This window comes from Streptomyces sp. NPDC048424, assembly GCF_040651555.1.
Lineage (GTDB): Bacteria > Actinomycetota > Actinomycetes > Streptomycetales > Streptomycetaceae > Streptomyces.
The window spans coordinates 100,581-125,208 of the sequence record NZ_JBEZKE010000010.1 but is presented as its reverse complement, the minus strand read 5'-3'; the positions used below and the strand labels follow the sequence as shown (position 1 = coordinate 125,208).

Below are 24,628 nucleotides of genomic sequence, written 5' to 3'. Positions count from 1 at the left end.
CTCCCCGTGCAGCGGCCAGCCGGGTACAAAACGGGACATGATGCTCAAGCCGCACAGCCTTGGCGCCCTGCTGGTGACCCTGCTCGCGCTGCCGGCACTGCCGTCCGTCCCCGCCCACGCGGCGCCGGCCGCGCACGTCGCACCCGTCGCGCCCGTCGCGATCGCGGAGGGGCATACCGCCGATCAGATCAGCCGCTTCCTCGCCACCTTCTACGGGCAGCACGGCCCCTCCCCGCACGACCGCGAGTACAACGTCTCGCAGGTCCTCAAGGACAGACAGGAGCTGAGCAAGGACTCCGACGTCCTCCTCTGCTCCCAGAACGCACCGCTGGGCATCGGCATCGGCCCGGTCACCGTGGCCCAGGCGGCCGGGGTCGGCTGGGCCACCGTCACCACCCAGTGGGCCGAGGGGGTCACCGATACCTTCACCGCGTACGTCCGCCTCGACTCCAAGCCCATCCGGCTCGACGACGTCATCTGCGCGGGCTGACATCCGTACGGGTGGGTCGCGGGGGCTTCCGTAGAGTGGGCGCATGCCGACGACGACCGCGACCGCCACCGTCCTCCACTGCTGCGACCCGATGAACGAGCGCCGGGCCGATGCCCACTTCGCGGCGGAGGCCCGGCAGCTGCGCGCCGTCGGCGGTACGGTCCTGCTCGTCGACCACGACGCGCTGCTCGCCGGGGACCCCGAACGGGCGGTGGCGCGGGTGCCCGAGGGGGCGGGAGCCGTCTGGTACCGGGGATGGATGGTCCCCGCGGAGCGGTACGCCGCCTTGGACGCGGCCCTGCGCCGGCGCGGCGCCGAACTCGTCGTCACCCCCGATGCGTACCGCCGGGCGCACGAACTCCCCGGCTGGTACGAGGCCTTCGCCGGCCTCACCCCCGTCAGCGGCTGGCTGCCGACGGCCCCCCGAGAGGTCCCGGACCCGGAGCGGCTCGCGGCCCTCGCCGCGGGCCTGCCGCCGGGCGCCGCCGTCGTGAAGGACTACGTGAAGTCCCGCAAGCACGAGTGGGACGAAGCCTGTTACGTGCCCGACCTCGCCGACCCGGCCGCACTGCACCGGGTGGTCGCACGCTTCGTCGCGCTCCAGGACGAGTTCCTCGCGGGCGGGGTGGTGCTGAGGGCCTTCGAGACCTTCGTCGCGCCGTCGGCGGCGGCCGCGGAGGTGCGCGTGTGGTGGCGGGACGGGGTGCCCCGGCTGGTCACCGCCCACCCCGACAGCCCGGTCGCCGAGGTCCCGGAGCTCCCCGAGCCGGCCCTCGAACCGGTTCGGGCGGCCGTCGGGGCGCTGGACTGCCCCTTCGTGACCACCGATCTCGCGCTGCGCGCGGACGGGGTCTGGCGGGTCGTCGAAGTGGGTGACGGGCAGGTCAGCGACCTCCACCGGGAGGCCGATCCGGACGCGTTCGTACAGCTCTTGACGGCCGATCAGGCACTCCTGTGCACACCGTCCGCATCTGGTACAACACCGGCATGACGGGATTCGAGATCGCCGGCGCGAGTGCCGCCGACATGGAACTGATGCGCGGCTGGGCCGACGAGGAGGGCTGGAACCCGGGGGAGTCGGACCGCTTCGCCTTCGCGGTCGCCGACCCGGAGGGCTTCCTCGTCGGCCGGCTCGACGGCGAACCGGTGGCCTGCATCTCCGCCGTCCGGTACGGGGCGGGCTTCGGCTTCATCGGCTTCTACATCGCCCGCCCCTCCTTCCGCGGCCAGGGCTACGGCTTCCGGCTGTGGGACGCCGGGATCGCGCGCCTCGACGGCCGGCTCGTCGGACTGGACGGGGTCGTCGCCCAGCAGGACAACTACCGCAAGTCCGGCTTCCGTCACGCCTGGAACAACGTCCGCCACGAAGGCGTCCCCGAGGGGGCCGGCGGCGGCGAGGGCGGGGCCGGGAGCGAGGCCGGGAGCGAGACCGGCACCGGGGCCGGGTCGGGGGCCGGGATCACGATCGTGGACGCGGCCTCGCTGCCCTTCGGCCTGCTCGCCGCCTACGACCGGCGGTTCTTCCCCGAACCGCGCCCCGCCTTCCTGTCCGCCTGGACCGGGCTGCCCGGCCGGACGGCACTGGCCGCCGTCCGCGACGGCCGGATCGAGGGCCTCGGCGTGATCCGCCCGTGCAGCGCCGCCCACCGGATCGGCCCGCTGTACGCGGCCGATCCGGCGGTGGCGGCCGCCCTGCTGCGGCGGCTCGCCGAGCACGCGCCGGGTGGTCTGGTCTCCCTGGACGTGCCGGACGCGAACCCGCGGGCCACGGCACTCGTCGCGGACCTGGGCCTGGTCCCGGTCTTCGAGACCGCCCGGATGTACACCGGCCCGGCCCCGGACCTCGCACTGACCGAGCTGTTCGGGGTGACCAGCCTCGAACTGGGCTGAGCCTGGAGGGTGCCGGGCCTCGTCACCCTCGGGCTGCGCGCGGACCCTGGAGGTCGGACGGCGGTCGCACGGCGCCGCCCGACCCGTCGTGCCGTGCGGGATCAGAAGTCGAACAGCACGCCGGTGGTGTTCCGGAAGCCGCACGGATTGCCGAAGGTGTACGTGTAGTTGAGCCGGCGGCCCTGCCACACCCCGTCGGCCGTCACCGTCATCGGGTTCCACTCCCTGGTACACGCCGCGTCGGCGGCCGGGGCCGTGAGCGCGTCCAGCCGGGAACCGTTCGCGCGCAATTCGGCGCACGCGGCGACCGGGTTGGGGTGCGTCCCGCCCGACGTCGGCGAGCAGACGAGAGTCACCGCACGCAGCACCGTGCCGCTTCCGGCGTCCTGACCGGCCGTCACGCCGAGCACGAGTGCGGACGGCGCGTACAGGCTCTCCGTACCGGTCGGCGCGGCTCCGGCCGTACCCGGCCAGGCCAGTGCGGTGAGCGCGGTGAGCGCCATGGCGGCGGAACCGAGCCCGAGACCCCTTGCGATGGACCGCATTTCGAACACTCCCTTGGGTTGGTGTTTCGGATAGCGGACAGAGTCTTGCCCACGCGGGCCGCGAACGCCCGTTCGCACCCCCATTTTTCGTCACCCATCGTGTACGGATGAGTGCAGACAGCAGCCGTGTGAACGAGCTGACCTGTGCGGGAGCGGCCCACCGAATCGGCCGAACACCGACACGAAATCCCCCCGAAACCTTTGAACATCCGGCTGTGATGGGCCCGGACGGGGCCTGGAACCCCTCCGGGGGTAGGGCCGGCCCCACCCCCGGAACACCCTCCAGGCCCGCTGCGGCGAGCCGTCCGGGACGGTTGGGTCGAGGCATGGAACACGACGCGATCCAACTCAGGGACGTCAGCCGGGTCCACGGCACCGGCGACCAGGCGGTCACCGCCCTCGACCAGGTCTCCCTCGACTTCCCCCAAGGCACCTTCACCGCCGTCATGGGCCCCTCCGGCTCCGGCAAGTCCACCCTGCTGCAGTGCGCCGCCGGACTCGACCGGCCCACCTCCGGCACCGTCACCGTCGGCGGTACGGAACTCGGCGCCCTGAGCGAGACCCGGCTGACCCTGCTGCGCCGGGACCGCATCGGCTTCGTCTTCCAGGCCTTCAACCTGCTGCCCGCCCTGACCGCCGAGCAGAACGTGGCCCTGCCGCTGCGCCTGGCCGGCCGCCGGCCCGCCAAGGCCGAGGTCCGCGAGGTCCTGGCCCGGGTGGGCCTGGGTGAACGCGCCCGGCACCGGCCCGCGCAGATGTCCGGCGGCCAGCAGCAGCGCGTGGCCCTGGCCCGCGCCCTGATCACCCGCCCCGACGTGCTCTTCGGCGACGAGCCCACCGGCGCCCTCGACTCGCAGACCGGCCGCGAAGTGCTCACCCTGCTCCGGGCCATGGTCGACACCGATCGCCAGACGGTCGTCATGGTCACCCACGACCCCGTGGCCGCCTCCTACGCGGACCGCGTCGTCTTCCTCACCGACGGCCGCCTGGGCGGCGAACTGACCGGCGCGAGCGCCCCGGACATCGCCGCCCGCATGACGACGCTGGAGGCCGCGCCGTGCTGAGCGTCGCCCTGCGCACCGCGCGCACCCGCTGGGTCACCTTCGCCGGCAGCTTCCTCGCCCTGGCCCTCGGCGTCGGCCTGATCGCCACCATGGGCCTCGCCCTCGCCGCCACCCTGGACGCCCCGCAGCGCCTGCCCGAACGGTTCGCCCAGGCCCCCGTCGTCGTCAAGGGCAACGACATCCTCCGCGTCGCCGGCCCGAACGGAGAGCGCACCCGCACCCTCGCCCACCCCAAGCCCGTCGCCCCCGACCTCGCACAACGGCTGGCCGCCCTCGGCCGGACCACCGAGGACCGGTCCTTCCCCGTCCACGCCGAAGGCGCCCCGGAGCAACTGGTCGGCCACCCCTGGTCGGTCGCCGCCTTCGCCCCGTACGCCCTCGACGCGGGCCGCGCCCCGCAGTCCGACCAGGAGGTCGTCACCACCGGATGGGCCCGGCCCGGCACCCGGCTGACCACCGACCGCGGACCCGCCACCGTCGTCGGCACCGTCACCGCCCCCGGCGGCGGACACGGCTTCGAGGACGCCGTGTTCTGGACCGACGCCCGCGCCTCCCGGCTGTCACCCGCCATCGACCAGCTCGTCGTCGCCGCCGAACCGGCCGCCGTACGCGCCGCCGTGGGCCAGGACCCCGGCGTACGGGTCCTGACCGGCCGGGACCGCCGCCACGCCGACCCCGACCCGGAACGCGACAGCGAGGCACTGCTCGCCGTGAACGCCCTGCTCGGCACCGCCGGCGGGGTCACCGGCTTCGTCTCCGTCTTCGTCATCGCCTCCACCTTCGCCTTCGCCGTGGCCCAGCGCCGCAAGGAGTTCGCCCTGCTGCGCACCGCCGGAGCCACCCCGGGCCAGGTCCGCCGCAGCGTGTTCGCCGAGGCGCTGGTCCTCGGCGTACCGGCCTCCGCCGCGGGCTGCCTGCTCGGGGCGTACGGGGCTCCCGTACTCGCCCGGTGGCTGGTGGACGAGGGCATCGCACCGCACTGGTTCGCCCTCGGCGACGCCACCTGGCCCCTCCACGCGGCCTTCTGGACCGGGCTGCTCGTCGCCGTCGCCGGAGTCGTCGCCGCCTCCTGGCGAGCGGGGCGGGTCGGCCCCACCGAGGCCCTGCGCGAAGCCGCCGTCGAGACGAGGACCATGACCCCGGGCCGCTGGATCCTCGGCTCCGCCCTGCTGCTGGCCGGCGTCGGCACCCTCGCACACGCCCTGCTCACCGACCCGTCGGACCTGCTCCACCGCAAGACGTACACCAGCCGCCCGATGCTGTTCATCGTCGCCTTCGCGCTGCTGTCCCCGGTGTTCGTCCGGCCACTGGTCCGGCTGATCGCCTGGCTCCCGGCCCGACTGCCCGGCGCCGGCGGCATGCTGATCCGGGAGAACGCGGCCGCGGGCATCCGCCGTACGGCGGCCGTCGCCGCCCCCGTCCTCGTCACCGTGGCCCTCGCCGGATCCCTGCTCGGCACCACCGCCACCCTGGCCGAGGCCAAGGCCACCGAGATCCGGCAGCAGACCACCGCCGACTTCGTCATCACGGGCGGGGCGGGCGGCTTCGACCGGGCGTCCGTCGAGCGGATCCGGGCCGTGCCCGGCACCGAGGTCTGCGCCACCGCGGCGACCGAACTCCACGTCCTGGAGGACGGCGTGGCGCTGATCCGCTCCGACGCCCGCGCCGCCGACCCGAAGACCCTCGCCCGGACCGCCGAACCGCCCCTCGTCGCGGGCGGGCTCGGCGACCTCGACGACGACTCCGTCATCGTCACGCAGGAGTGGGAGCGGCACACCGTCGGATCGAGCGTCGACGTGTGGCTGGGCGACGGCACCCGCAAGACCCTGCGGATCGCCGCCGTGATGAGCACCGGCACCGGCAACAACGGGGCCTACGTCACCCCGGCCAACGCACCCGGAGCGCCGGTCGACCGGATCGACGTACGGCTCGCCCCGGGGGCGGACCCCACGGCGGTGGCCTCCGCCCTGGCCGAGGCCGCCCGGCCGGCCGGGGGCCGGGTCCTGACCAAGGACCAGTGGCCGGCGGCCCGTCACCCCGCAGCCAAGCGCATCACCCGGCTGGGCTTCCTGCTGGTCCTCGGCATCGCCCTGCTCTACACCGGCATCGCGCTCGCCAACACCCTCGTGATGGCTACCACGGACCGGGCCCGGGAGCTCGCGCAGCTGCGCCTCGCCGGCGCCACCCGGTGGCAGGTGCTCCGGCTGGTGGCGGGGGAGTCCCTGACGGTCGTCCTCGTCGGCGCGGTCGCCGGCTCCCTCGTCGCCGTCCTCAACCTGGCCGGAATCCGCTGGGCCCTGGCCCTGCTCGATGTCCGGAGCGCCATCGTGGTCCCGTGGGACGTGCTCGGCGCGACCGTCGGGGCCTGCGCGGCCCTCGCGGTGGTCGCGGCCGTCGCCCCGGCCGCCTCGGTCCTGCGACGCCGCCCGGCCGAACGGGCCGGTGTGCACGACTGAGGGGTGCCTTGCCGATGGGCAAGACACCCCTGGATGCGCCTCAACGCGGAGTGGTCCGGACGGAAGGCTCCGGTTCAGGAAGCGGAGCGGACCGAACCGGTGCTCGTGCCGCTGGAGTCGCCCACGAAGCAGGTCACCTCGCGGTCGCCGAACGCCCAGGTGCTGGGCTGCGGGAAGTAGTAGAAGACGTCCAACTTGTCCGAAACGTTCGCGTTCTTGCCCACGTAGTCGGTCAGCGCCGTACCGGCGCACTTCTCCTCGGCGATCGAGACGACCTTGTCCTTGCCCGGGTACGCACCGTCGTCCAGGTTGAAGACGGCGTACGCCTCACCCTCGTGCGCCTGGTCGCAGGGCACGATCTTCACCGAGTAGCCGGCCTGGCCGCCGTCCTCGTCCTCGTACTCCGCCAGATCGCCGCCCGTGTTGAAGCAGTCGCCCTTGCGGATGTCCTGCACCTTGCTGGAGCCCGACCCGGTGACCTGGCCACCGGTGTCGCGCTTCGGCGCTGAGCCGCCGTCCAGCGCCCCGGTCAGCCCGAGGACCAGGAACAGGGCGTAGCCCGCGATGGTCAGGGAGTGGATGACGATGGCCGCGATGGCCAGACCCTTGCCCTTCTCACCCCGGGTGCGGATCTGGGAGAGGGCGATGATGCCGAGGATCAGCGGAACCAGCGGCAGCGCGCAGGCGACCGACATGACGAACGCGACGATGGCCAGCGCGTTGGTCTTCTGCGACACCGGCGGCTGCCCCGGCCAGCCCTGCGGGCCGCCGTACGGCCCCGGTTGAACCGGCTGCCCGTACGGTCCGGACTGCGGGTACGGCTGAGGGGACGACGGCGGCTGCGGTGGTATGGACATGCGTGTGGAGCTCCTTGCTCAGAGGGTGGTGAGACGCAACCACCAGCCAGGCGTGACGTCGCGGCCGGCGACGGGCGGCACGGATCGGCCCACACCGACACATAGCTGCCCATGGTTTTATGTCGCGCCTACGCTACCCCTCTGAGCCGGCGGGAGTTGCCGTGGGGTCGGGATGAGGAAGCCCGCTGTGGCGTGCGGTGGGGCTCAGTTCTGCGACTGGAGCGCCTTCGTCAGGAGTCCGCCGCCCACGATCAGGGCCACGCCGAGCCACCACACGTTGCCGTCGAAGACGAGCACGGCGATCCCGATCGGCACCAACAGCCCGGCCAGGGGCAGCAGCAGCCCTGCCAGGCGCAGCGGTTCGGGCGCCTGGCCGGCCGCCTCGCGGGCGGCGCGGGCCCGGACCACGTCCGGGTACCAGACGGTGAAGCGGAGCGCCGCGACGATCGCCAGGATCTGGATGATCCAGCCGGTCCAGATGTTGTTCGGGTTGTGCAGGACCAGGTCCCCGTACGCGCCCGCGAGGGCCGTCACCAGGAAGGCGAGTCCCCACGCCGCGGTGATGACGTAGTTGGTGCGGATGAAGGCGGGCGTGTGCCACAGGGCCGGATCGACCTGCTCGCGGGCGTACTGGAGGGTGAAGGGCATCCCCACGGCCATGGAGCCGAAGGCGATCACGGCGAGGGTGATGCTCGCGACCTCGCCCGCGTACGTCTCCAGCCAGCGCAGCGTGCCCTCGCTCGCCAGGGCGCCGACCACGGCCAACGCGGAGAAGAACACCACGTCGGCCACCTCCAGCAGCTTCCAGGAGCTGCCGCGGTTGACCACGTGGCCAAGGACGACCAGCATGACGGCCGTCGCCAGGGCGATCACGACCGAGATCTCGAACCGTCCCGGTCCGACCAGCAGGGAGAAGACGATCCAGGGAGCCATCCCGACGACCGGGTTCTCCAGGATTCCGGACACCCGTCCGCCGATCGTGCCGTGAGCCTCGGTTCGCACCCCTCCATCGTGCGCGGCCGCCCGTCGACCGGCCATTCGGGGCCCGGACCACCGGTCCGGGACCCGTACGGCCGGCTTCACCGGCCCGGCGGCCCGGGGCGTCTAGCCGGCCGCGCTCAGGCGGGGGGCGTACAGATCCAGCAGCCGGGTGCGGGTCTGCTGGAGCCGCATCGCGAGCACGCGCCCGACCCAGTGCCCGACCGCGGACCCGAAGGCGGGATCGGCGTCCATCAGCATCCGTACGGCCGCCGCGTCGAACTCGTACGCGCGCACCGGCGTCATCGCCTCCGCGCCGAGCTGCCACACGTACGGCGGGAACAACCAGGACCAGCCCACCAGCTCACCGGGGCCGAGGCTCTCCACGGCCGCGGGCCGGCGGCCGGTCACGGGGATCTCCAGGGTCACCGTGCCGGAGCGCACGATCCAGAAGGACTCCGCCCGGTTTCCTTCGTCGAAGATCCGCGCGTTCTCCGGGAAATTGACCTCGTGGGCCTGGGACATCAGACGTCCACGATGCTCCGTGGACAGGACGGCAGCCATGCGGATGGGGGAAGGTGTGCTCACGACGGCCTCCGATCACGACCCCCCGGCGACGCTCCTGCTCTCCCAGTGTCGCCGACACCGGCCCGATCCCGGCCGGCCCGGACCGTCTTTCTTCCGGACCGGCCGGCATCGGGTGCGGAACCCTATCCTCCGGCCACCCCGGGCGGGCCCTGTTCCCCGGCCTTCGCCCCCCGGGCAGGTCCTATTCCCCGTCGTTCGCCTCCAGGCAGGCCAGCTCCATCGCGTCCAGCACCGCCTCGTGGCTGCGCCCGCTGAGCTCGGCGACGTTCTCGATCTGGGCCGTCGCCCAGGCCGCCAGCGTCATCACCAGCACCCGGAGCCCGTCCGTGCCGTGCTCGGCCAGGATGGCATCGGCGACGACCATGGCGTCCTCGGGAACCTGCTCGGGCGGCTCCAGGCCCGCGAGGCCGCGCAGCATGGTGAGGGTGCGGCGGGAGATCTCCGGGGTCATCCCCGCCAGCCGCATGTCTTCTTCGTCGTCCATCCGCCCCACCTCCTGTGCCGTGCCCATCACCTCAGGGCACGGTAGAGGCGCGCGGGCCCGCGCGGGGCCGTTTCCCAAGGGTGACCCTGCGTGACCCCTGACGGGGCGGGCCTTCAGTGCTCGATCCGCCTTCCGTCCTTCCCCGGGCGCCCCGTCAGGGCGAGGGCGAGGGCGAGGAGGACCAGTACCGCCGCGACCGCGAACGTGACCCGCATGCCGCCGGCGACGGCGTGCGGGCCCGCCGTCGTGATGTCGGTCGTCGCCGACGCGAACGCGAACACGGCGCCCATGACGGACGCACCGGTGACGAGCCCGAGGTTGCGCGCGAGGTTGAGCATCCCGGCGACGACGCCCCGCTGATCGGGGTGGACGTCCGCCATGACGGCGGTGTTGTTCGCCGTCTGGAACACCGCGTAGCCGGCGGTGAGGACCGCGAGGGGCACGACGTAGCCGAGGACGCCGGAGGTCTCCGGCGTCACGGACAGGGCGAGGGCGCCGAGCGCCGTCGCGCAGAGCCCGGCGGCGGTCGTGCGCGGGGCGCCGATCCGGTCCACGATGCGGCCGGCCGGTACCCCGGTGAGCGCGGCGACCAGCGGACCGGCCGACAGCACGAGCCCTACGAGGACCTCGTCGAGCCCGAGCGTCCGGGAGAGGTAGAACGGCCCGACCACCAGCGTCGCCATCACCACCGTCGAGACGAGCGCGCTCGTGGCGAGGCCCGCGCGCAGCACGGGATCGCGGAACACCGTCCCCCGGATCAGCGGCGCCGCCGCCCGCGCCTCGGTGCGTACGAACAGGGCGACGCCCAGGGCGGCGGCCACCAGCAGCGCGAGGTTGACCGGGCCGAAACGGCCGTGGCCGAGGGTCATGGCCAGTGCGTAGGCGGCGAGCGTGAGCGCGAGCAGCAGGGTCCCCGGGTGGTCGAGGCGGGGCCGGCCCGCTCCCGCCGTCCGCTGCTGGTCGACGGGCAGATGGCGGTGGGCGAGGAGGAACGTCAGGAGGCCGAGCGGCACGTTGACGAAGAAGATCGCCCGCCAGCCGAGCCCGGCGATCAGGGCGCCGCCCAGCGAAGGACCCAGGGCGGTGCCGACCGCGGACATCGTGCCGAGCAGTCCCATGGCGCTGCCGGTCCGCGCCTTCGGGACGGTCTCCCCGACGAACGCCATGGTGAGGGCCATCATCACGGCCGCGCCCAGCCCCTGCGCCGCCCGGGCGGCGATCAGCAGCCAGAGCGTGGGCGCCGCGCCGCACCCGACCGAGGCCACGGTGAACAGCAGGATCCCGCCCAGGAGCAGCCGGCGGCGGCCGATCAGGTCACCGAGCCGGCCGACGCTCACGATCAGGGTGGTGATGGCGAGCAGATAGGAGAGGACGATCCACTGGACCTGCTGGAAGGACGCGGAGAACGCCTGCGCCAGGGCCGGCAGGCCGACGTTCGCGATGCTGGTGCCGAGCGAGGACAGCAGCATCGAGAGCGACAGGCCGGCCAGTACCCAACGCACCGCCGGTGCCTGCCGCCCCGCCGTGGCGGTGGCGCGGGCGTACCGCCGTCCCCGCGCGGGTCTGGAATCACTGTGTGGGCTCATGCCGGGAGCGTGCGCGTCCCGGCGCTCCGGCGGCAAACCTCGTTGCCGTTTCCGGGACAGCGCGATGGAATGGCCGCATGGAGAACGACCGCACGGACAAGCCGGCGCCCCACCAGGCGGTACTCGACGAGGTGGCCCCCCGGCTGCGACGGCTGCGCGCCGAGCGGGGCCTCACGCTGGCCGCGCTCTCCGAGACGACGGGCATCTCGAAGAGCACCCTCTCCCGGCTCGAATCGGGACAGCGCCGCCCCAGCCTGGAACTGCTGCTGCCGCTCGCCAGTGCCTACCGGGTGCCCCTGGACGACCTCGTCGGCGCCCCCGAAGTGGGGGACCCGCGGGTGCGGCTGACGCCCCGCACCATGCCCAACGGCGGTACGGCCATCCCGCTCACCCGCAGCCTGGGCCCCCTCCAGGCCTTCAAGATGCTGATCACCGACCGGGGCACCGAGCCGGACTTCCGTACGCACGAGGGGTACGAGTGGCTGTACGTGCTCGACGGCCGGCTGCGGCTCGTCCTCGCGGACCACGACCTGGTCCTCGGCCCCGGCGAGGCCGCCGAGTTCGACACCCGGCTGCCCCACTGGTTCACCAGCGCGGACGGGCGGCCCGTGGAGATCCTGAGCCTCTTCGGGCGCCAGGGGGAGCGGATGCACCTCCGCGCCAAACCGCGCGCGTGACGGCGGCGTACCTGCGGGTACCGGCGCTCTTTGGCATCCGATGTGCCAAGTGGGGTGAACCGAGCGCAAAATCGCCCTAAGGTGCGCCCGTACGCATGGTCGCGGACTGCTGTTCGGCTGTTTTCGGCCATGACTCACCCGGCCGCGCCACACGGCCGCACGCCACACCGAACTGGGGGGTTCATGCGTAGATCCAGAAAGCTGGCGGCCGCTCTCGCCCTGTCCTTGGCCGGAACCGGTGCAGGGATGGGCCTCGGCCTCGTCCCCCAGGCGGCGGCCGTCACCCCGCCCGTCGCCTTCACCGCCGACCCGCTGTCGACCTGGCAGCCCAACGGTGTCGTCTGGGCCCTCGCCGAGGCGGGCGGCCAGGTCTTCGCCGGCGGCACCTTCTCCACCGTCCGCCCGCCTGCGGGCGGCGCCGGCAGCGAGCAGTCGGCCGTGAACTTCGTGGCGCTCGACGCCGCGACCGGCGCCCCGACCTCCTGCAAACTGTCCTTCACCATCGCCGCCGGCAGCGCCACCGTCCGCGCGCTCGCCCTCTCCCCGGACAAGACGACCCTGTACGCGGGCGGCTACTTCGGCGCCGTCAACGGAACGGCCGTGTCCAGCCTCGCCGCCATCGACGTGGCGAGCTGCACGGTCAAGACCGGCTTCCGCCCGGCCTTCGCGGCCACCGTCCGCGCCCTCGCCGTCACCGACGACACCGTCTACGCGGGCGGCGACTTCCTCAGCGTCGCCGGCCAGCCGCGCGAGCGCTTCGCCGCCGTCGGCGCGGCCGACGGCGCCCTCAAGCCCTTCACCGCCGACGCCGACGAACCCGGCCGCGCCGTCGAGGTCACCCCGGACGGCAACAGCGTGGTCCTCGGCGGCGACTTCTTCACCGTCAACGGTACGAACACGCACGCGCTGGCCGTCGTCGACGCGACGAGCGGCGCGCTCACCAAGTCGTACGCCGGCTTCATCGAGACCAACTCCGTCGTCAAGGACATCGCCACCGACGCCACCGGTTTCTACACCGCCAACGAGGGCACCGGCGGCGGGGTCTTCGACGGCCGGATCGCCCTCAACCTCGGCGACTTCGGCCAGCGCTGGCGCGACACCTGCCTCGGCGCCACCCAGGCCGTGCTGCCGTACCAGAGCGTGCTCTACAGCGCCTCGCACGCACACGACTGCTCCAGCGTCGGCGAGTTCCCCGACGGTCAGCGCCACCACCTGCTCGCCCAGCCCACCAGCGGCACCGGCAAGCTGGGCTGGGCCCCCGACACCAACGACGGCATCGGCGAGGGCATCGGCCCGCGCGTGATGACGGTCGGCTCCAAGGGCGGCGTGCAGTACCTGTGGGTCGGCGGGGAGTTCACCACCGTCAACGGCGCCGCGCAGCAGAGCCTGACGCGCTTCGCCTCCACCGGGGACACCGGGGCGCCCACCGTGCCCGTCGCGAGCGCGGTCAGCTTCAAGCCCGGCGAGGTCCAGGTGCGCTGGCGCACCAGCCTCGACCTCGACGACAGCACGCTGACCTACAGGATCTACCGCAACGGCGCGGGCACGCCCCTCGCCACGGTCACCGCCGACTCGCTCTTCTTCAAGCGCCCGCAGGCCTCCTGGACCGACACCACCGCGGCGGCGGGCCAGTCGTACACGTACCGGGTGACGGCCACCGACGCGGCCGGCAACACCAGCGCCCTGTCGGCGACGGCGAGCGTGACCCTCCCGGCCCAGGTGGACGGCTACCCGAACCAGGTCCGCGCCGACGGAGCCCAGCAGTACTGGCGCTACGACGAGTCGGCCCTGCCCTTCGCCGCCGACTCCTCCGTGTCGGGCAACCAGAGCGGCGTGCACCTGAACGCCCCCGCCCTGCGGCAGGGCCCCGGCGCGGTCTCCGGCGCGAGCACGGCGATCGGCTTCAACGGCATTGACACCCAGGTGTACGGGGACAAGCGGCAGACGGTGGGCAGCACCTACACGATCGAGACCTGGTTCAAGACGAACACCACCCGGGGCGGCAAGCTCCTGGGCTTCGGCAACAACCAGGCACGCGGCAGCAATCAGTACGACAAGCACATCTACATGACCAACGACGGCCGGCTGGTCTACGGCGTCTACACCGGAGCCACCCGCACCATCACCACCAGCGGCGCGTACAACGACAACGAATGGCACCACGTCGTCGCGAGCCAGGGCCCCGGCGGCATGACCCTCTACGTGGACGGCGCCCAGAAGGGCACCCTGAACGTCACCACCCACGAGAACTTCTCGGGGTACTGGCACGCCGGCGGCGACAGCCTCGGCGGCTGGCCCGACCGCCCGACGAGCGAGTACTGGGCGGGCCAGCTCGACGAAACCGCCGTCTACCCGACCGTCCTGAGCGCCGCGCAGGTCCAGAACCACCACGCCCTCGCCACCGCCCCGGCCGACTCCGTCGTCCAGGTCACCGCCGCGGAGGACACCTACGCCAACGCGGGCGCGCCCGCGACCAACTACGGCACCTCGTCCTCACTCGCGGTGCGCGGCACCTCCTTCTACGCGAGCTACCTGCGCTTCGACCTGCCGACCGCGCCCGCGGGCACGGTCCTCAAGTCGGCCACCCTCAGCGTGAAGACCAGCACGATGAGCGGCGCCGGTACGACGGACACCGTCTCGGTCGTCCCGGTCACCGGCGCGTGGAGCGAGGGCGGGACCACGTACACCAACCGCCCCGCCCTGGGCGGCCCGGCACTCGGCAGCTTCGCGGGCATCCCGGACGGCAGCGCGGTGCACACCACCGCGCTCACCACCGCGACGGTCGCGGCGGCGCTCGGCGACGGCTACGGCCTGGCACTGACCAGCAGCGGCACGGACGCCCTGTGGCTGTGGTCCTCCGAAGCACAGGCCAACGAGGGCACACCGCAACTGACCCTGACCTTCGGCGCACCGTGACCTGAAGGCCGAACGGGCACGAGGGGGCGCGGGCCGTTGCGGCCCGCGCCCCCTCGTGGGTGAAAGGCCCCCCGGCCGACGGCGCGGACCTCACGGGCGCATGGGCACGGGCCCGCAGGGAACGTGCAGGGCGTGACCGACATCCCCCGCACCGCACCATGTAGAGGCGACGGCCCTCTCGCCCCCGCCACCGCCCTCGTGACGCGCACCCGCGCCGAGTTGCGGAGTACGGCCATCCGCGTCTGGAGGGACAACCTCGCCGACCACGCCGCCGCCCTCACCTACTACGCCCTCCTGGCGCTGCTGCCCGCCCTCGTCATCGCCGTCTCCCTCGTGGGGCTGCTGGGCGGGGCCACGAGGGACCGGCTGATCGCCGACCTCACCGCGTACGCCCCTCCGCAATCGGCGCAGGTGCTCCGGGACGCGCTGGGAGGCCTCTCGGCGGAACACTCGTCGATGTGGGCCCTGCTCCTCAGCGGTGTCGCGAGCGCACTGTGGTCGGCGTGCAGTTACCTGGCGGTGTTCCGCCGTGCCCTGCACACGATGCACCAGGTGCCCGATACGCGACGTCCGCTCCGGGCGGCCCACATGCTGCTCCTCAACGCCGCGTTGCTGCTGACCCTGCTCGTCGTCGGCGCCGCGGGGCTGGTCATGTCCGGGCCGCCGGCCCGATGGGCCGCACGGGCCGCCGGAGGAGGACCGGACACGATCGCGCTCCTGCGCTGGCCCGTGCTGCTGGTCGTCGTCACCCTTCTGGTGCTGGTCCTCTTCCGTACCGGCCCGGCCCAGGGCCGCGGGGTCCGCCAGGGCCTGGCCGGCGGCGTACTGGCGGCGCTGCTGTGGCTGGCCGCCTCGGCGCTCTTCACGCTCTACACGGAGCTGGACACGTACGGCCGCCTCTACGGCTCGCTGGCCGGCATCGTGGTCTTCGTCGTATGGCTCTGGTTCGCCAACCTGGCCCTGCTCACCGGAGCCCAGTTCAACGCGGAACGGGCCCGGGAGCGGGCGGCTCGGGAGCCTGACTACCGCTGACGCCGCGTCCGTCGCACGCGCCGAGCCTTCCGGGTGAGCACGGCGGCGGCCAGTAGGCCGGCGGCCGCGGTCAACGCGGTCCGGTTGGTCCGCGCCATCGTCACGGCCCGGCCGGCTCCGGCGCGCGCGGTGGCCAGGACGGGTTCGGGCGTCCTGGCCTCGACGAGATGCCCGACGTGCACGGCGGTGTCCCGCAGTCGACCGGCGGCCCGCGCGGCCTGCCGACGGAACTCGGTCGAGGTGGAAGCCTTGTTGCCCTGCGCTGTCATCGTCATCGGGGTGCCCTCTCCGTCAAGTTCTCCGTGTTCGGACGCTGCGCGGGTACCCGCGATCGGGCGGATGACGCGGGTGAAGCGACGGCCGTCGGGGTTTCGGACGCCTCATCGGGGCCAGACGTCAAGGAGAGACGGACTACGAGGGAAGGAGAACTCCCATGACGACGATGGTCCTGCTGATCGCGCCCGTGGTGTTGGCCCTGCTGCTCCTCCACCGCAAGGACGGGCACCGGGCCCGCCACCGGGCGAGCCGGTTCTGATACGCGTCCCGATCCGTCTGGTCGGGCATCACACGAGAACGCGAGCGAGGTGAGCGCGGTGTCCATGCGTGCCAAGGGGTGGGCCACGTCCTTTCCCGTCCACCGAGGGGTGCGCGAGGCCCGTCGGTGGACCGCGGAACACCTGGACTCCCTTCAGTGGACGACGGAAGCCCCCGACACGGCCCACTCCGTCCTGCTGACGGTGTCGGAGCTCGTCACCAACGCGCACATCCACGCCCGCAGCAGCGCCGGCCTGGTGCTCACCTGGGACGGCCGGTGCCTGCACGTCAGCGTCGCCGACGGCGACCCGTGCCTGCCGGCCCCGCGCGACCCCTCGCGCGAGGCGACCTCCGGACGGGGACTCGCCATCATCGACGCCCTCGCCGACGAGTGGGACGCGCATTCCTTCCACGGCGGCAAGACGATCACCGCCTGTTTCCATCCCCGGGTGACACCCGTCCCGCACGCCGGGACGGGTCACCGGGGTGCGCATGCGGGTGAGTCCCCCGAGGAGTGACGGAGAGCTCGGGCTCCAGCCCCTCCGCGAGGCCGGTCCGGCGGCGCCCGATGTCGGCCCGCCAGGCCTCGAAGACGAGCGTCGTGGCCGTGACCACGACGAGGCCGAGGAGCCAGCCCCCGATCACGTCGCTGACCCAGTGCACGCCCAGTGCCACGCGGGTGTAGCCGACTCCGAGCACGCTCGTCACCGCCAGTGCCCAGGGCAGCGGCCGCCAGGCGGGCGGCACCAGCGGGAGCAGGACCAGGAGGAGCACGGCGCAGGACACCATGGCCGTCATGGCGTGCCCGGAGGGGAAGGAGAACCCGGGCGCGTGGGCGACGGGGTCGGGCAGGTGCGGGCGGGCCCGTTCCACCACGCTCTTCGTCAGGAACCCCAGGAGGGCTCCGGTCGTCGCGGTGACGGCGGCCCAGGTCGCCAGCCGCCACGCGCGGCGCCTCAGGAGCCACACCACCAACGCGGCCACCAGGAGCCGCATGGTCACCGGGTCCCACAGCACGTCCGTGAGGAAGCTCAACACCCTTACCCGTCCCGGGTCTTCGAGGGCGGCACGGTGGAGCCGTTCGGCCGTGTCCCGGTCGAGGCGGTAGAGCGGCGGCCACCGGGATTCGACGAGCACGAGGGCGAGTACGAACGGCACGGTCACGGCGGTCGTCGCCGTCACCGCCAGCAGGAGTCTCGTCCCGAAGGCCGCGTCGGGACCGGAGCATCCGGCCAGGAACGCGCGGACCGTGCGGCGTCGGGAGCGGGGCGGGTGCTGTGCCATGGGTACGCGGCTTTCGGTCGGGGGCTATCGGTCGGGGTGGTTGGGCCGGGACGGTTCGGGCGGCATCCCGGGTGGGTTGCGTCAGACTCCGGGGTCCTGTGTGACCGGTTGCCGCACGCCGGCCCGTACGGCCTCCAGCTGGGCGGCGAAGGAGAGGCCGAGGAACAGGGCCAGGGAGGTCAGGTAGGACCACAGCAGCAGTGAGACGAGGGCGCTGAGGGGCCCGTACACGCTGGTGAAGGTGGCGCTGGCGCCGACGTACAGGCTCAAGGCCCAGGTCGCCGTGATCCACAGTCCCAGGTAGACGACGGCGCCGAAGGCGAGCCAGGTGTACCCCGGCTGGTCGCGGCGCGGTGAAAGGCGGAAGATCGCGCTGGTGGCCAGCACGGCCAGCAGGATCCCGGCCGGCCAACGCAGGACGTCGCAGGCGCGGATGGCGGTCGGCCCGAGGTGGTAGACCTCGGCGAAGGCGTGGGTGAGGTCGGCGCCGAGGACGGTGACGACGAAGCTGAGCCCCAGCGGAAGACCCGCGAGGGCCGCCATGGCGAGCCCGCGGGTGTACTTGCGCAGGAAGGGCCGGTCGCGTTCGTTTCCGTAGATGCGGTTGGCGCCGCGCTCGACCTGGCACAGGCTCGTGGTGACGTTGACGAGGGAGAAGAGCAGGCCCAGCCAGAGGGCTGCCTGGCCGCCGTCGCCGGCGTGGCGGCGGCTCTCGCGCAGCGCCTCGTCGACGACCTCCCGGCTGGGGCCGCTGGTGATCCGTCCGATCGTCAGCTCGGCCACGCGGCCGATGCCCTCGGTGTGCAGGACGCCGGACAGGCCGATGGCGGCGATGGCCAGGGGCACGATGGACAGGACCGTCTGCAGGGCGAGCGCGCGGGAGTGGCTGAAGCCGTCCGCGTAGCGAAAGCGTACGAAGGAGTCACGGACCAGGCTCCAGCCTCCGTAGCGGCGCAGGGCGGACCAGGCCTCGTCCGCGGACAGTTCCTCGCCCACCACGTCACGTCTCTGTGGTACTCGGCTCGCGGTTCCCATGGGCTTCCTGACGGTGTGTGTGGTTCCGGCGCGCGGCGCGCCGGTACGGGTTCAGTGGCGCGGGACACGGGACGCGTGCGCGGGGCTCCTCGGGTGGGGGACGCCCGGAGTGCTTCCCGGGGCCCGGGGGAGGAAGATCCGCAGGGCGCCCGGTTCCACCTCGGCGAACAGCCGGGAGCCTTCGGCCATGGTGTCGCCGTCGACCTCGCGGGCCTGAGCGTCGGCGAAGCGGATCTCGATACTGCGGGCGCTGAAGTACTCCAGGGCCCCTCCGGCCACGGTCCGGCCGCCGTGCGGCGGGGCAGGGGACGACGCGTCCGGCGCGCGGGTGCCCGGGCGGACGAGCCGGGAGGCGAGGTGACCGGCCGCGGCGAGCCAGCCCGCCGGGCCGCGGGGGTCGAACAGCACGAGCTCCAGCCGTCCGCTGTCCGGCCGGGCCCGGGGCAGGAGTTCGAGTCCGCCCTGGAGCGCGCCCACGTTGCCGACGACGACCATCCGCGCCCGGCGGCGACGGGCCCGGCCCCCGTCCACCCGTACGGTCAGGCGCATGCCCGGGTCTCCCAGGTGGCGGGCGGCGGACAGGGCGTAGGCGGCCCAGCCGAGGCGGCTCTTGAGCGCGGGCGAGGTGTCGCGGACCGTGGCGGCGTCGAATCCGGCCCCCGTCATCACGGTGAACCGCGTCGACGGGAGGCCGTCGCCCCACACCCGCCCCACGTCGATCGGGAAGACGTCGCCGACGAGGGCCGTTTCGAGGGCGGCGAGCGGATCCAGGGGGAGGTGCAGGTTGCGGGCGAGGAGGTTGCCCGTCCCGCAGGGCACGAGTGCCAGCGGTGTGCCGGTGCCGGCCACCACGTCGGCGCAGGCGCGGACCGTGCCGTCCCCGCCGCAGACGACGACCAGGTCGACGCCGGCTTCGGCGCACTCCTCGGGCAGGGCGCCGCAGGGTCGTTCGGCGGAGGTGGAGGTCCACCGTTGGTCGGCGTATCCGTGGCGGTGGAGGAACAGGCGCACTTCTTCCGCCAGTTCGTCGTCGCAGCCGTGCGGGTGGCGGACCACGACGGCCCGCTGACCGGAGCGCCCCGCGGCGACCCTCTCGGCAGGCCGGTGGTCGGTCCCGCGGGCGCCGTCCGTGTTGCGCGTGCGGCCGGAGAGGAACACCGCGCCCATGACGAGCAGCGTGGCGATGCCGTTGACCAGGCCGCCCGCCACGTCGGAGGGGTGGTGCATGCCCCGGTACATCCGGGACAGCCCGACCGCCGACGGGACCAGCACCAGAACCGCTGCCGCGACGTACCGCCACGGGCCGCGCAGCCGGGTCCACACCAGCGCGGCCAGCCCGCCGTACAGGGCCACGGAGGCGCCGACGTGGCCGGACGGGAAGCTCGACGTGGGCGGCGCGCCGTCCAGACGGGGCACGTCGGGCCGGGGGCGTTCCACGCACATCGTCACGATGAGGAAGACGGCCGACTGTACGGCGACCGACCCGCCCAGAAAGACCGCCTCGGCCGGGCGCGGGGTGCGGGGCAGCACGAGCAGGGCGATGACGCAGATCAGCGTCACACCGACGATGCCCTCCGTGGAGGCCACGACGGACAGCCACTGCGACACGGAGTCGGCCCACGGGGTCCGGTGCGCGGCGAACGCGTCGGTGACCCGGTCCTCCGGCGACACCAGCCGCAGGCCCGCCGGTACGGCGGTCACGAACAGGCCCAGCGCCACCATCGCGGTGGCCTGGGCCGGCAGGAGCCAGAGGAACCGTGAACGTCTCACGTCCGTGCCGCTTCGCGTCGTCATGGCCCCCGTGTTGCCCGAGACGGCCCGATGATGCGCCCGACGCCCACCGACTGTCTGAAATGTCCATATATCGACCCATCTCCCTTCGGGGCAACGGGGAGTGACTCCCGTCACTTCCAGTGACGTATGGGACATGGCTTCCGAAGACCGGGGCAAGCGCGCACGAGCAGCACCACCGCGGGTAGGCCGCGGTGCCGGAATCGGAGGTACAGCGCGTCGTGTCCGAGCAGACGACCATCCACATCGCCGGGACCTGGCGTTCCGCGGTCTCAGGAGCCACCCGAGAGATCCTCGACCCGGCGGACGCCACGGTCCTCGCCGTCGTCGCCGAGGGCGGCGTCGCCGACACCGACGCGGCCGTCAGTGCCGCCCGCGCCGCCTTCGACGGCGGGGAGTGGCCCCAGACCCCTGTCCAGGAGCGGGCCGCACTGCTGCGCCGCACCGCCGACCTGCTCCACCGCGACCGCGAAATCCTCGGGCTGCTGGAGAGCCGTGACGCGGGCAAGACCCTGGAAGAGGGCCGCGTGGACGTGGACTGCGTCGCCGACGCCTTCCGCTACTTCGCCGACCTCGTCGTCGGCGAGGGCGCCGGCCGCGTGGTCGACGCCGGCACCCCCGACGTCCACAGCGTCGTCGTCCACGAGCCCGTCGGGGTCTGCGCCCTGATCACCCCGTGGAACTACCCGCTCCTCCAGGCCTCCTGGAAGATCGCCCCGGCCCTCGCCGCGGGCAACACCTTCGTGCTCAAGCCCAGCGAGATCACCCCGCTGTCCACGGTGGCCCTCATCGGCCTGCTGGCGGAGGCCGGTCTGCCGGCCGGCGTCGCCAACCTCGTCACCGGACCCGGCGACCCCGTCGGCGCGCGCCTCGCCGCCCACCCCGACGTCGACCTCGTCTCCTTCACCGGTGGTCTCACCAGCGGTACGAAGGTGATGCGCGCGGCCGCGGACTCCGTCAAGAAGGTCGCCCTCGAACTCGGCGGCAAGAACCCCAACGTCGTCTTCGCCGACGCCTGCGCCACCGAGGAAGGCTTCGACACCGCCGTCGACCAGGCCCTCAACGCCGCCTTCATGCACAGCGGCCAGGTCTGCTCCGCCGGCTCCCGGCTCATCGTCGAGGAGAGCGTCGCCGAGCGCTTCGTCGCCGAACTCGCCCGCCGCGCCGACCGGATCCGCCTCGGCCGCGGCACCGACCCGGACGTGGAGTGCGGACCGCTCGTGTCCGCCGCCCAGCGCGAACGCACCGAGGGGTACGTGGCCTCCGCCCTCGCCGAGGGAGCCGTACTGCGCTCCGGCGGCCGGCGGCCCGACGGGCCCGGCTACTTCTACCGGCCGACCGTGCTGGACGGCTGCCACCGCGGGATGCGCGTCGTACGGGAGGAGGTCTTCGGGCCGGTCCTGACCGTCGAGACCTTCCGTACCGAGGCCGAGGCCGTCGCGCTCGCCAACGACACCGAGTACGGCCTCGCCGGCGCCGTGTGGACCTCCGACCCCGGCCGCGGCCGCCGCGTGGCGGGCCGGCTGCGCCACGGCACCGTCTGGATCAACGACTTCCACCCGTACCTCCCGCAGGCGGAGTGGGGCGGCTTCGGCAAGTCCGGCATCGGGCGCGAGCTCGGCCCGTCGGGCCTGGCCGAGTACCGCGAGACCAAGCACGTGTACCAGAACCTCGCCCCGCGCCCCGTGCGCTGGTTCGCGGGCTGAAGGAGGAACAGAGCCATGACCACCCCCACGCACACCCCCACGCCCGCGGGGCAGGAGCAGGAGTACGACTACGTCGTCGTCGGCGGCGGCACCGCCGGCTCGGTGATCGCCTCCCGCCTCACCGAGGACCCGGACGTCACCGTCGCCGTCATCGAGGGCGGCCCCAGCGACGTCGACCGGCCCGACGTGCTCACCCTGCGCCGCTGGATGGGCCTGCTCGGCGGCGAGCTCGACTACGACTACCCCACCACCGAGCAGCCCCGCGGCAACTCGCACATCCGCCACAGCCGCGCCCGCGTCCTCGGCGGCTGCTCCTCGCACAACACCCTGATCGCCTTCAAGCCGCTCCCGTCCGACTGGGACGAGTGGGAGCAGTCGGGAGCCGAGGGCTGGGACGCGGCCGCCATGGACCCGTACTTCGACAAGCTCCTCAACAACATCGTTCCGGTGGCCGAGAAGGACCGCAACGCCATCGCGCGCGACTTCGTCGACTCCGCGCAGAGCGCCCTGGGCGTCCCGCACGTCGAGGGCTTCAACCGCAAGCCCTTCCACGAGGGCGCCGGCTTCTTCGACCTCGCCTACCACCCCGAGGACAACAAGCGCTCCTCCGCGTCGGTGGCCTACCTCCACCCCGTCATGGACGAACGCCCCAACCTCCGGATCCTCCTGGAGACCTGGGCCTACCGCCTGGAACTCGACGGCCCCCGTGCGCGCGGGGTCCACGTACGCTCCTCGGACGGTACGCAGTCCCTGGTCACCGCGCGCCGCGAGGTCCTGGTGTGCGCCGGCGCCGTGGACACGCCGCGGCTGCTGCTGCACTCGGGCATCGGCCCGCGCGCGGACCTGGAAGCCCTCGGCATCCCGCCGGTGCACGACCTGCCCGGGGTCGGGGAGAACCTGCTCGACCACCCCGAGTCCGTGATCGTCTGGGAGACCGACGGCCCGATACCGGAGAACTCCGCGATGGACAGCGACGCGGGGCTGTTCGTCCGGCGCGACCCCGACTCCGCGGGACCCGACCTGATGTTCCACTTCTACCAGGTCCCCTTCACCGACAACCCCGAGCGCATCGGCTACGAACGCCCCGCGCACGGCGTGTCGATGACCCCCAACATCCCCAAGCCCCGCAGCCGCGGCCGCCTCTACCTGACCAGCGCGGACCCCGAGGTCAAACCGGCCCTGGACTTCCGCTACTTCACGGACGAGGACGACTACGACGGCCGGACCCTGGTGGACGGCATCAAGCTCGCCCGTGAGATCGCCGCGACCGAGCCGCTCGCGGGCTGGCTGCGGCGCGAGGTCTGCCCCGGCCCGGAGATCACCGGCGACGAGGAGCTGAGCGCCTACGCCCGCTCCGTCGCGCACACCGTCTACCACCCGGCCGGCACCTGCCGGATGGGCGCCACCGACGACCCCGGGGCCGTCGTCGGCCCGGACCTGAAGATCCGCGGGCTCGAAGGCATCCGCATCGCGGACGCCTCCGTCTTCCCCACGATGCCCGCGGTCAACCCGATGATCGGAGTGCTCATGGTCGGCGAAAAGGCTGCCGAACTGCTCGCCCGGGACGGTGGTACCCGATGACCACCACCCCCGCCGCACCCGCCACCCCCACCGGCCCCTCCGCACCCGCCGGCGATCCGGCCGCGTCCCCCGTCTTCTCCGTGGACGGCCTCTGGAAGGTCTTCGGCCCCGACAAGGCCGCCGCGAAGGTCCCGGGCTCCGCCGACGCCGACCTGTCCGCCGGCGAACTGCGCGAGCGCACCGGTTGCACCGCAGCCGTCCGCGACGTCACCTTCGACGTCCGCAAGGGCGAGGTCTTCGTCGTGATGGGCCTCTCCGGCTCCGGCAAGTCCACCCTCGTACGCTGTCTCACCCGGCTCATCGAGCCCACCGCCGGAAGCCTGGCCATCGACGGCGAGGACGTCCTGGCCATGGACGCCACCCGGCTGCGCGCCCTGCGCCGCCACCGCGCCGCCATGGTCTTCCAGCACTTCGGCCTGCTCCCGCACCGCACCGTCCTCGACAACGTGGCGTACGGACTGGAGATCCAGGGCGTCGGACGGGGCGAGCGCCGGCACAAGGCCGCCGAGCTCGTCGCCAAGGTCGGCCTCGAAGGCCTGGAGGACCGCCGCCCCGGCCAGCTCTCGGGCGGCCAGCAGCAGCGCGTCGGCCTGGCCCGCGCCCTCGCCGCCGACCCCGAAGTGCTCCTGTTCGACGAGCCGTTCAGCGCACTCGACCCCCTCATCCGGCGCGAGATGCAGGAGGAGGTCGCCCGGCTCCACCACGAAGAGGGCCGCACCATGGTCTTCATCACCCACGACCTCGCCGAGGCCCTGCGCCTGGGCGACCGGATCGCGCTGATGCGCGACGGCCGCATCGTCCAGCTCGGCACGCCCGAGGAGATCGTCGGCTCGCCCGCCGACGACTACGTACGGGACTTCGTCCGCGACGTCCCCCGCGAACAGGTGCTCACCGTCCGCACCGCGATGCGCCCCGCCACGGCCGGCGAGGCCGAACAGGGACCGGCCCTCGGCCCCACCACCACCGTGTCCGAGGCCATCCAGGCCGTCGCCATCAGCGGCGGTCCGGCCCGCGTCGTCGACCGCGGCCGCTGCCTGGGCGTCGTCGACGACGCGGGACTCCTCGCCGTCGTCGCCGGACTCCCGGCCACGACCGGACGGGGGATGGCGGCATGACCTGCCCCGCCCGTCCCGC

22 protein-coding genes are annotated in these 24,628 nt (G+C 73.3%); 12 read left to right on the top strand and 10 right to left on the bottom strand.

The window, feature by feature from the left end; all coding sequences use genetic code 11:
• Nucleotides 1-37 precede the first annotated feature (37 nt).
• The 3 genes from AB0D29_RS16935 to AB0D29_RS16925 are packed head-to-tail and all read left to right on the top strand — an operon-like array spanning nucleotide 38 to nucleotide 2,380.
• Nucleotides 38-490, top strand: a complete 453-nt coding sequence (locus AB0D29_RS16935; protein WP_362854902.1) for a hypothetical protein — start codon at nucleotides 38-40, stop codon at nucleotides 488-490.
• A gap of 43 nt (nucleotides 491-533) precedes the next feature.
• Nucleotides 534-1,481, top strand: a complete 948-nt coding sequence (locus tag AB0D29_RS16930; protein WP_362854900.1) for an ATP-grasp domain-containing protein — start codon at nucleotides 534-536, stop codon at nucleotides 1,479-1,481.
• Nucleotides 1,478-2,380: a GNAT family N-acetyltransferase gene (locus tag AB0D29_RS16925; RefSeq protein WP_362854899.1), complete on the top strand. Its 903-nt coding sequence runs from the start codon at nucleotides 1,478-1,480 to the stop codon at nucleotides 2,378-2,380. Before AB0D29_RS16930 ends, AB0D29_RS16925 begins: the two co-directional genes overlap by 4 nt.
• Nucleotides 2,381-2,481: 101 nt before the next feature.
• Here the strand turns inward: AB0D29_RS16925 and AB0D29_RS16920 are convergent, their stop codons facing one another.
• Complete coding sequence (locus AB0D29_RS16920) at nucleotides 2,482-2,925, bottom strand: SSI family serine proteinase inhibitor (protein WP_362854898.1); 444 nt, start codon at nucleotides 2,923-2,925, stop codon at nucleotides 2,482-2,484.
• A gap of 326 nt (nucleotides 2,926-3,251) precedes the next feature.
• Here AB0D29_RS16920 and AB0D29_RS16915 point away from each other — a divergent pair, with 326 nt between their 5' ends.
• Nucleotides 3,252-3,989: an ABC transporter ATP-binding protein gene (locus tag AB0D29_RS16915; RefSeq protein WP_362854896.1), complete on the top strand. Its 738-nt coding sequence runs from the start codon at nucleotides 3,252-3,254 to the stop codon at nucleotides 3,987-3,989.
• The gene (locus AB0D29_RS16910) at nucleotides 3,983-6,445 is read left to right on the top strand and encodes an FtsX-like permease family protein (RefSeq protein WP_362854894.1); all 2,463 of its coding nucleotides are present in this window, start codon (nucleotides 3,983-3,985) and stop codon (nucleotides 6,443-6,445) included. The genes AB0D29_RS16915 and AB0D29_RS16910 overlap by 7 nt, the downstream gene beginning before the upstream one ends.
• A 74-nt stretch (nucleotides 6,446-6,519) precedes the next feature.
• Here AB0D29_RS16910 and AB0D29_RS16905 read toward each other — a convergent pair whose 3' ends face one another.
• The 5 genes from AB0D29_RS16905 to AB0D29_RS16885 all read right to left on the bottom strand — a co-directional run bounded on the left by AB0D29_RS16905 (nucleotide 6,520) and on the right by AB0D29_RS16885 (nucleotide 10,938).
• Nucleotides 6,520-7,302, bottom strand: a complete 783-nt coding sequence (locus AB0D29_RS16905) for a DUF4190 domain-containing protein (protein ID WP_362854893.1) — start codon at nucleotides 7,300-7,302, stop codon at nucleotides 6,520-6,522.
• Nucleotides 7,303-7,506: 204 nt separating this feature from the next.
• Nucleotides 7,507-8,304 (bottom strand): hypothetical protein, encoded by a 798-nt coding sequence (locus AB0D29_RS16900; RefSeq protein WP_362854891.1) that lies wholly within the window; start codon nucleotides 8,302-8,304, stop codon nucleotides 7,507-7,509.
• A gap of 102 nt (nucleotides 8,305-8,406) precedes the next feature.
• Complete coding sequence (locus tag AB0D29_RS16895) at nucleotides 8,407-8,868, bottom strand: cyclic nucleotide-binding domain-containing protein (protein WP_362854890.1); 462 nt, start codon at nucleotides 8,866-8,868, stop codon at nucleotides 8,407-8,409.
• Between the two features lie 181 nt (nucleotides 8,869-9,049).
• A complete protein-coding gene (locus AB0D29_RS16890) occupies nucleotides 9,050-9,352 on the bottom strand; it encodes a hypothetical protein (protein WP_362854889.1) in 303 nt (100 codons plus the stop codon).
• Nucleotides 9,353-9,465: 113 nt separating this feature from the next.
• A complete protein-coding gene (locus AB0D29_RS16885; protein ID WP_362854887.1) occupies nucleotides 9,466-10,938 on the bottom strand; it encodes an MFS transporter in 1,473 nt (490 codons plus the stop codon).
• A gap of 77 nt (nucleotides 10,939-11,015) precedes the next feature.
• Between AB0D29_RS16885 and AB0D29_RS16880 the strand changes: the two genes are divergently transcribed.
• The 3 genes from AB0D29_RS16880 (at nucleotide 11,016) to AB0D29_RS16870 (ending at nucleotide 15,563) form a co-directional block, all read left to right on the top strand.
• Nucleotides 11,016-11,615, top strand: coding sequence for an XRE family transcriptional regulator (locus tag AB0D29_RS16880; protein WP_362854885.1), 600 nt, complete (start codon nucleotides 11,016-11,018; stop codon nucleotides 11,613-11,615).
• Between the two features lie 183 nt (nucleotides 11,616-11,798).
• Entirely contained in the window at nucleotides 11,799-14,531 is a 2,733-nt protein-coding gene (locus AB0D29_RS16875) for a DNRLRE domain-containing protein (protein ID WP_362854883.1), read from the top strand.
• A 132-nt stretch (nucleotides 14,532-14,663) separates the two neighbouring features.
• A complete protein-coding gene (locus AB0D29_RS16870; RefSeq protein WP_362854881.1) occupies nucleotides 14,664-15,563 on the top strand; it encodes a YhjD/YihY/BrkB family envelope integrity protein in 900 nt (299 codons plus the stop codon).
• Here the strand turns inward: AB0D29_RS16870 and AB0D29_RS16865 are convergent.
• The gene (locus AB0D29_RS16865; protein WP_362854880.1) at nucleotides 15,554-15,838 is read right to left on the bottom strand and encodes a hypothetical protein; all 285 of its coding nucleotides are present in this window, start codon (nucleotides 15,836-15,838) and stop codon (nucleotides 15,554-15,556) included. The genes AB0D29_RS16870 and AB0D29_RS16865 overlap by 10 nt on opposite strands.
• A gap of 324 nt (nucleotides 15,839-16,162) precedes the next feature.
• On the opposite strand from AB0D29_RS16865, the gene AB0D29_RS16860 reads away from it, so the two are divergent.
• Complete coding sequence (locus AB0D29_RS16860) at nucleotides 16,163-16,615, top strand: ATP-binding protein (protein WP_362855129.1); 453 nt, start codon at nucleotides 16,163-16,165, stop codon at nucleotides 16,613-16,615.
• On the opposite strand, the gene AB0D29_RS16855 is transcribed toward AB0D29_RS16860, so the two are convergent.
• From AB0D29_RS16855 to AB0D29_RS16845, 3 genes are all read right to left on the bottom strand, one after another.
• Complete coding sequence (locus AB0D29_RS16855; protein WP_362854878.1) at nucleotides 16,524-17,381, bottom strand: phosphatase PAP2 family protein; 858 nt, start codon at nucleotides 17,379-17,381, stop codon at nucleotides 16,524-16,526. The two genes, AB0D29_RS16860 and AB0D29_RS16855, sit on opposite strands and share 92 nt — an antisense overlap.
• Nucleotides 17,382-17,462: 81 nt before the next feature.
• Nucleotides 17,463-18,416: a YihY/virulence factor BrkB family protein gene (locus tag AB0D29_RS16850; protein ID WP_362854877.1), complete on the bottom strand. Its 954-nt coding sequence runs from the start codon at nucleotides 18,414-18,416 to the stop codon at nucleotides 17,463-17,465.
• A gap of 51 nt (nucleotides 18,417-18,467) precedes the next feature.
• The gene (locus AB0D29_RS16845) at nucleotides 18,468-20,210 is read right to left on the bottom strand and encodes a diacylglycerol kinase family protein (protein WP_362854876.1); all 1,743 of its coding nucleotides are present in this window, start codon (nucleotides 20,208-20,210) and stop codon (nucleotides 18,468-18,470) included.
• 218 nt (nucleotides 20,211-20,428) lie between these two features.
• On the opposite strand from AB0D29_RS16845, the gene AB0D29_RS16840 reads away from it, so the two are divergent.
• Genes AB0D29_RS16840 through AB0D29_RS16830 form a run of 3 tightly spaced genes read left to right on the top strand, consistent with a single transcriptional unit; the run spans nucleotide 20,429 to nucleotide 24,609 of the window.
• Nucleotides 20,429-21,913: an aldehyde dehydrogenase family protein gene (locus tag AB0D29_RS16840; protein WP_362854874.1), complete on the top strand. Its 1,485-nt coding sequence runs from the start codon at nucleotides 20,429-20,431 to the stop codon at nucleotides 21,911-21,913.
• Between the two features lie 15 nt (nucleotides 21,914-21,928).
• Nucleotides 21,929-23,494, top strand: coding sequence for a GMC oxidoreductase (locus tag AB0D29_RS16835; RefSeq protein ID WP_362854873.1), 1,566 nt, complete (start codon nucleotides 21,929-21,931; stop codon nucleotides 23,492-23,494).
• Nucleotides 23,491-24,609 carry a glycine betaine/L-proline ABC transporter ATP-binding protein gene (locus AB0D29_RS16830; RefSeq protein ID WP_362854871.1) on the top strand — a complete coding sequence of 373 codons (1,119 nt, stop codon included), beginning with the start codon at nucleotides 23,491-23,493 and terminating at the stop codon, nucleotides 24,607-24,609. The genes AB0D29_RS16835 and AB0D29_RS16830 overlap by 4 nt, the downstream gene beginning before the upstream one ends.
• Nucleotides 24,610-24,628: the final 19 nt, after the last annotated feature.

Excerpts from the sequence above, each read along its gene's own strand:
- AB0D29_RS16880 (WP_362854885.1), top strand. The coding sequence starts at position 11,016 with ATGGAGAACGACCGCACGGACAAGCCGGCGCCCCACCAGGCGGTACTC.
- AB0D29_RS16860 (WP_362855129.1), top strand. The coding sequence starts at position 16,163 with ATGCGTGCCAAGGGGTGGGCCACGTCCTTTCCCGTCCACCGAGGGGTG.
- AB0D29_RS16905 (WP_362854893.1), bottom strand. The coding sequence starts at position 7,302 with ATGTCCATACCACCGCAGCCGCCGTCGTCCCCTCAGCCGTACCCGCAG.
- AB0D29_RS16830 (WP_362854871.1), top strand. The coding sequence starts at position 23,491 with ATGACCACCACCCCCGCCGCACCCGCCACCCCCACCGGCCCCTCCGCA.
- AB0D29_RS16920 (WP_362854898.1), bottom strand. The coding sequence starts at position 2,925 with ATGCGGTCCATCGCAAGGGGTCTCGGGCTCGGTTCCGCCGCCATGGCG.
- AB0D29_RS16890 (WP_362854889.1), bottom strand. The coding sequence starts at position 9,352 with ATGGACGACGAAGAAGACATGCGGCTGGCGGGGATGACCCCGGAGATC.
- AB0D29_RS16930 (WP_362854900.1), top strand. The coding sequence starts at position 534 with ATGCCGACGACGACCGCGACCGCCACCGTCCTCCACTGCTGCGACCCG.
- AB0D29_RS16915 (WP_362854896.1), top strand. The coding sequence starts at position 3,252 with ATGGAACACGACGCGATCCAACTCAGGGACGTCAGCCGGGTCCACGGC.
- AB0D29_RS16845 (WP_362854876.1), bottom strand. The coding sequence starts at position 20,210 with ATGACGACGCGAAGCGGCACGGACGTGAGACGTTCACGGTTCCTCTGG.
- AB0D29_RS16885 (WP_362854887.1), bottom strand. The coding sequence starts at position 10,938 with ATGAGCCCACACAGTGATTCCAGACCCGCGCGGGGACGGCGGTACGCC.
- AB0D29_RS16875 (WP_362854883.1), top strand. The coding sequence starts at position 11,799 with ATGCGTAGATCCAGAAAGCTGGCGGCCGCTCTCGCCCTGTCCTTGGCC.
- AB0D29_RS16850 (WP_362854877.1), bottom strand. The coding sequence starts at position 18,416 with ATGGGAACCGCGAGCCGAGTACCACAGAGACGTGACGTGGTGGGCGAG.
- AB0D29_RS16935 (WP_362854902.1), top strand. The coding sequence starts at position 38 with ATGATGCTCAAGCCGCACAGCCTTGGCGCCCTGCTGGTGACCCTGCTC.
- AB0D29_RS16925 (WP_362854899.1), top strand. The coding sequence starts at position 1,478 with ATGACGGGATTCGAGATCGCCGGCGCGAGTGCCGCCGACATGGAACTG.
- AB0D29_RS16865 (WP_362854880.1), bottom strand. The coding sequence starts at position 15,838 with ATGACGATGACAGCGCAGGGCAACAAGGCTTCCACCTCGACCGAGTTC.
- AB0D29_RS16835 (WP_362854873.1), top strand. The coding sequence starts at position 21,929 with ATGACCACCCCCACGCACACCCCCACGCCCGCGGGGCAGGAGCAGGAG.
- AB0D29_RS16855 (WP_362854878.1), bottom strand. The coding sequence starts at position 17,381 with ATGGCACAGCACCCGCCCCGCTCCCGACGCCGCACGGTCCGCGCGTTC.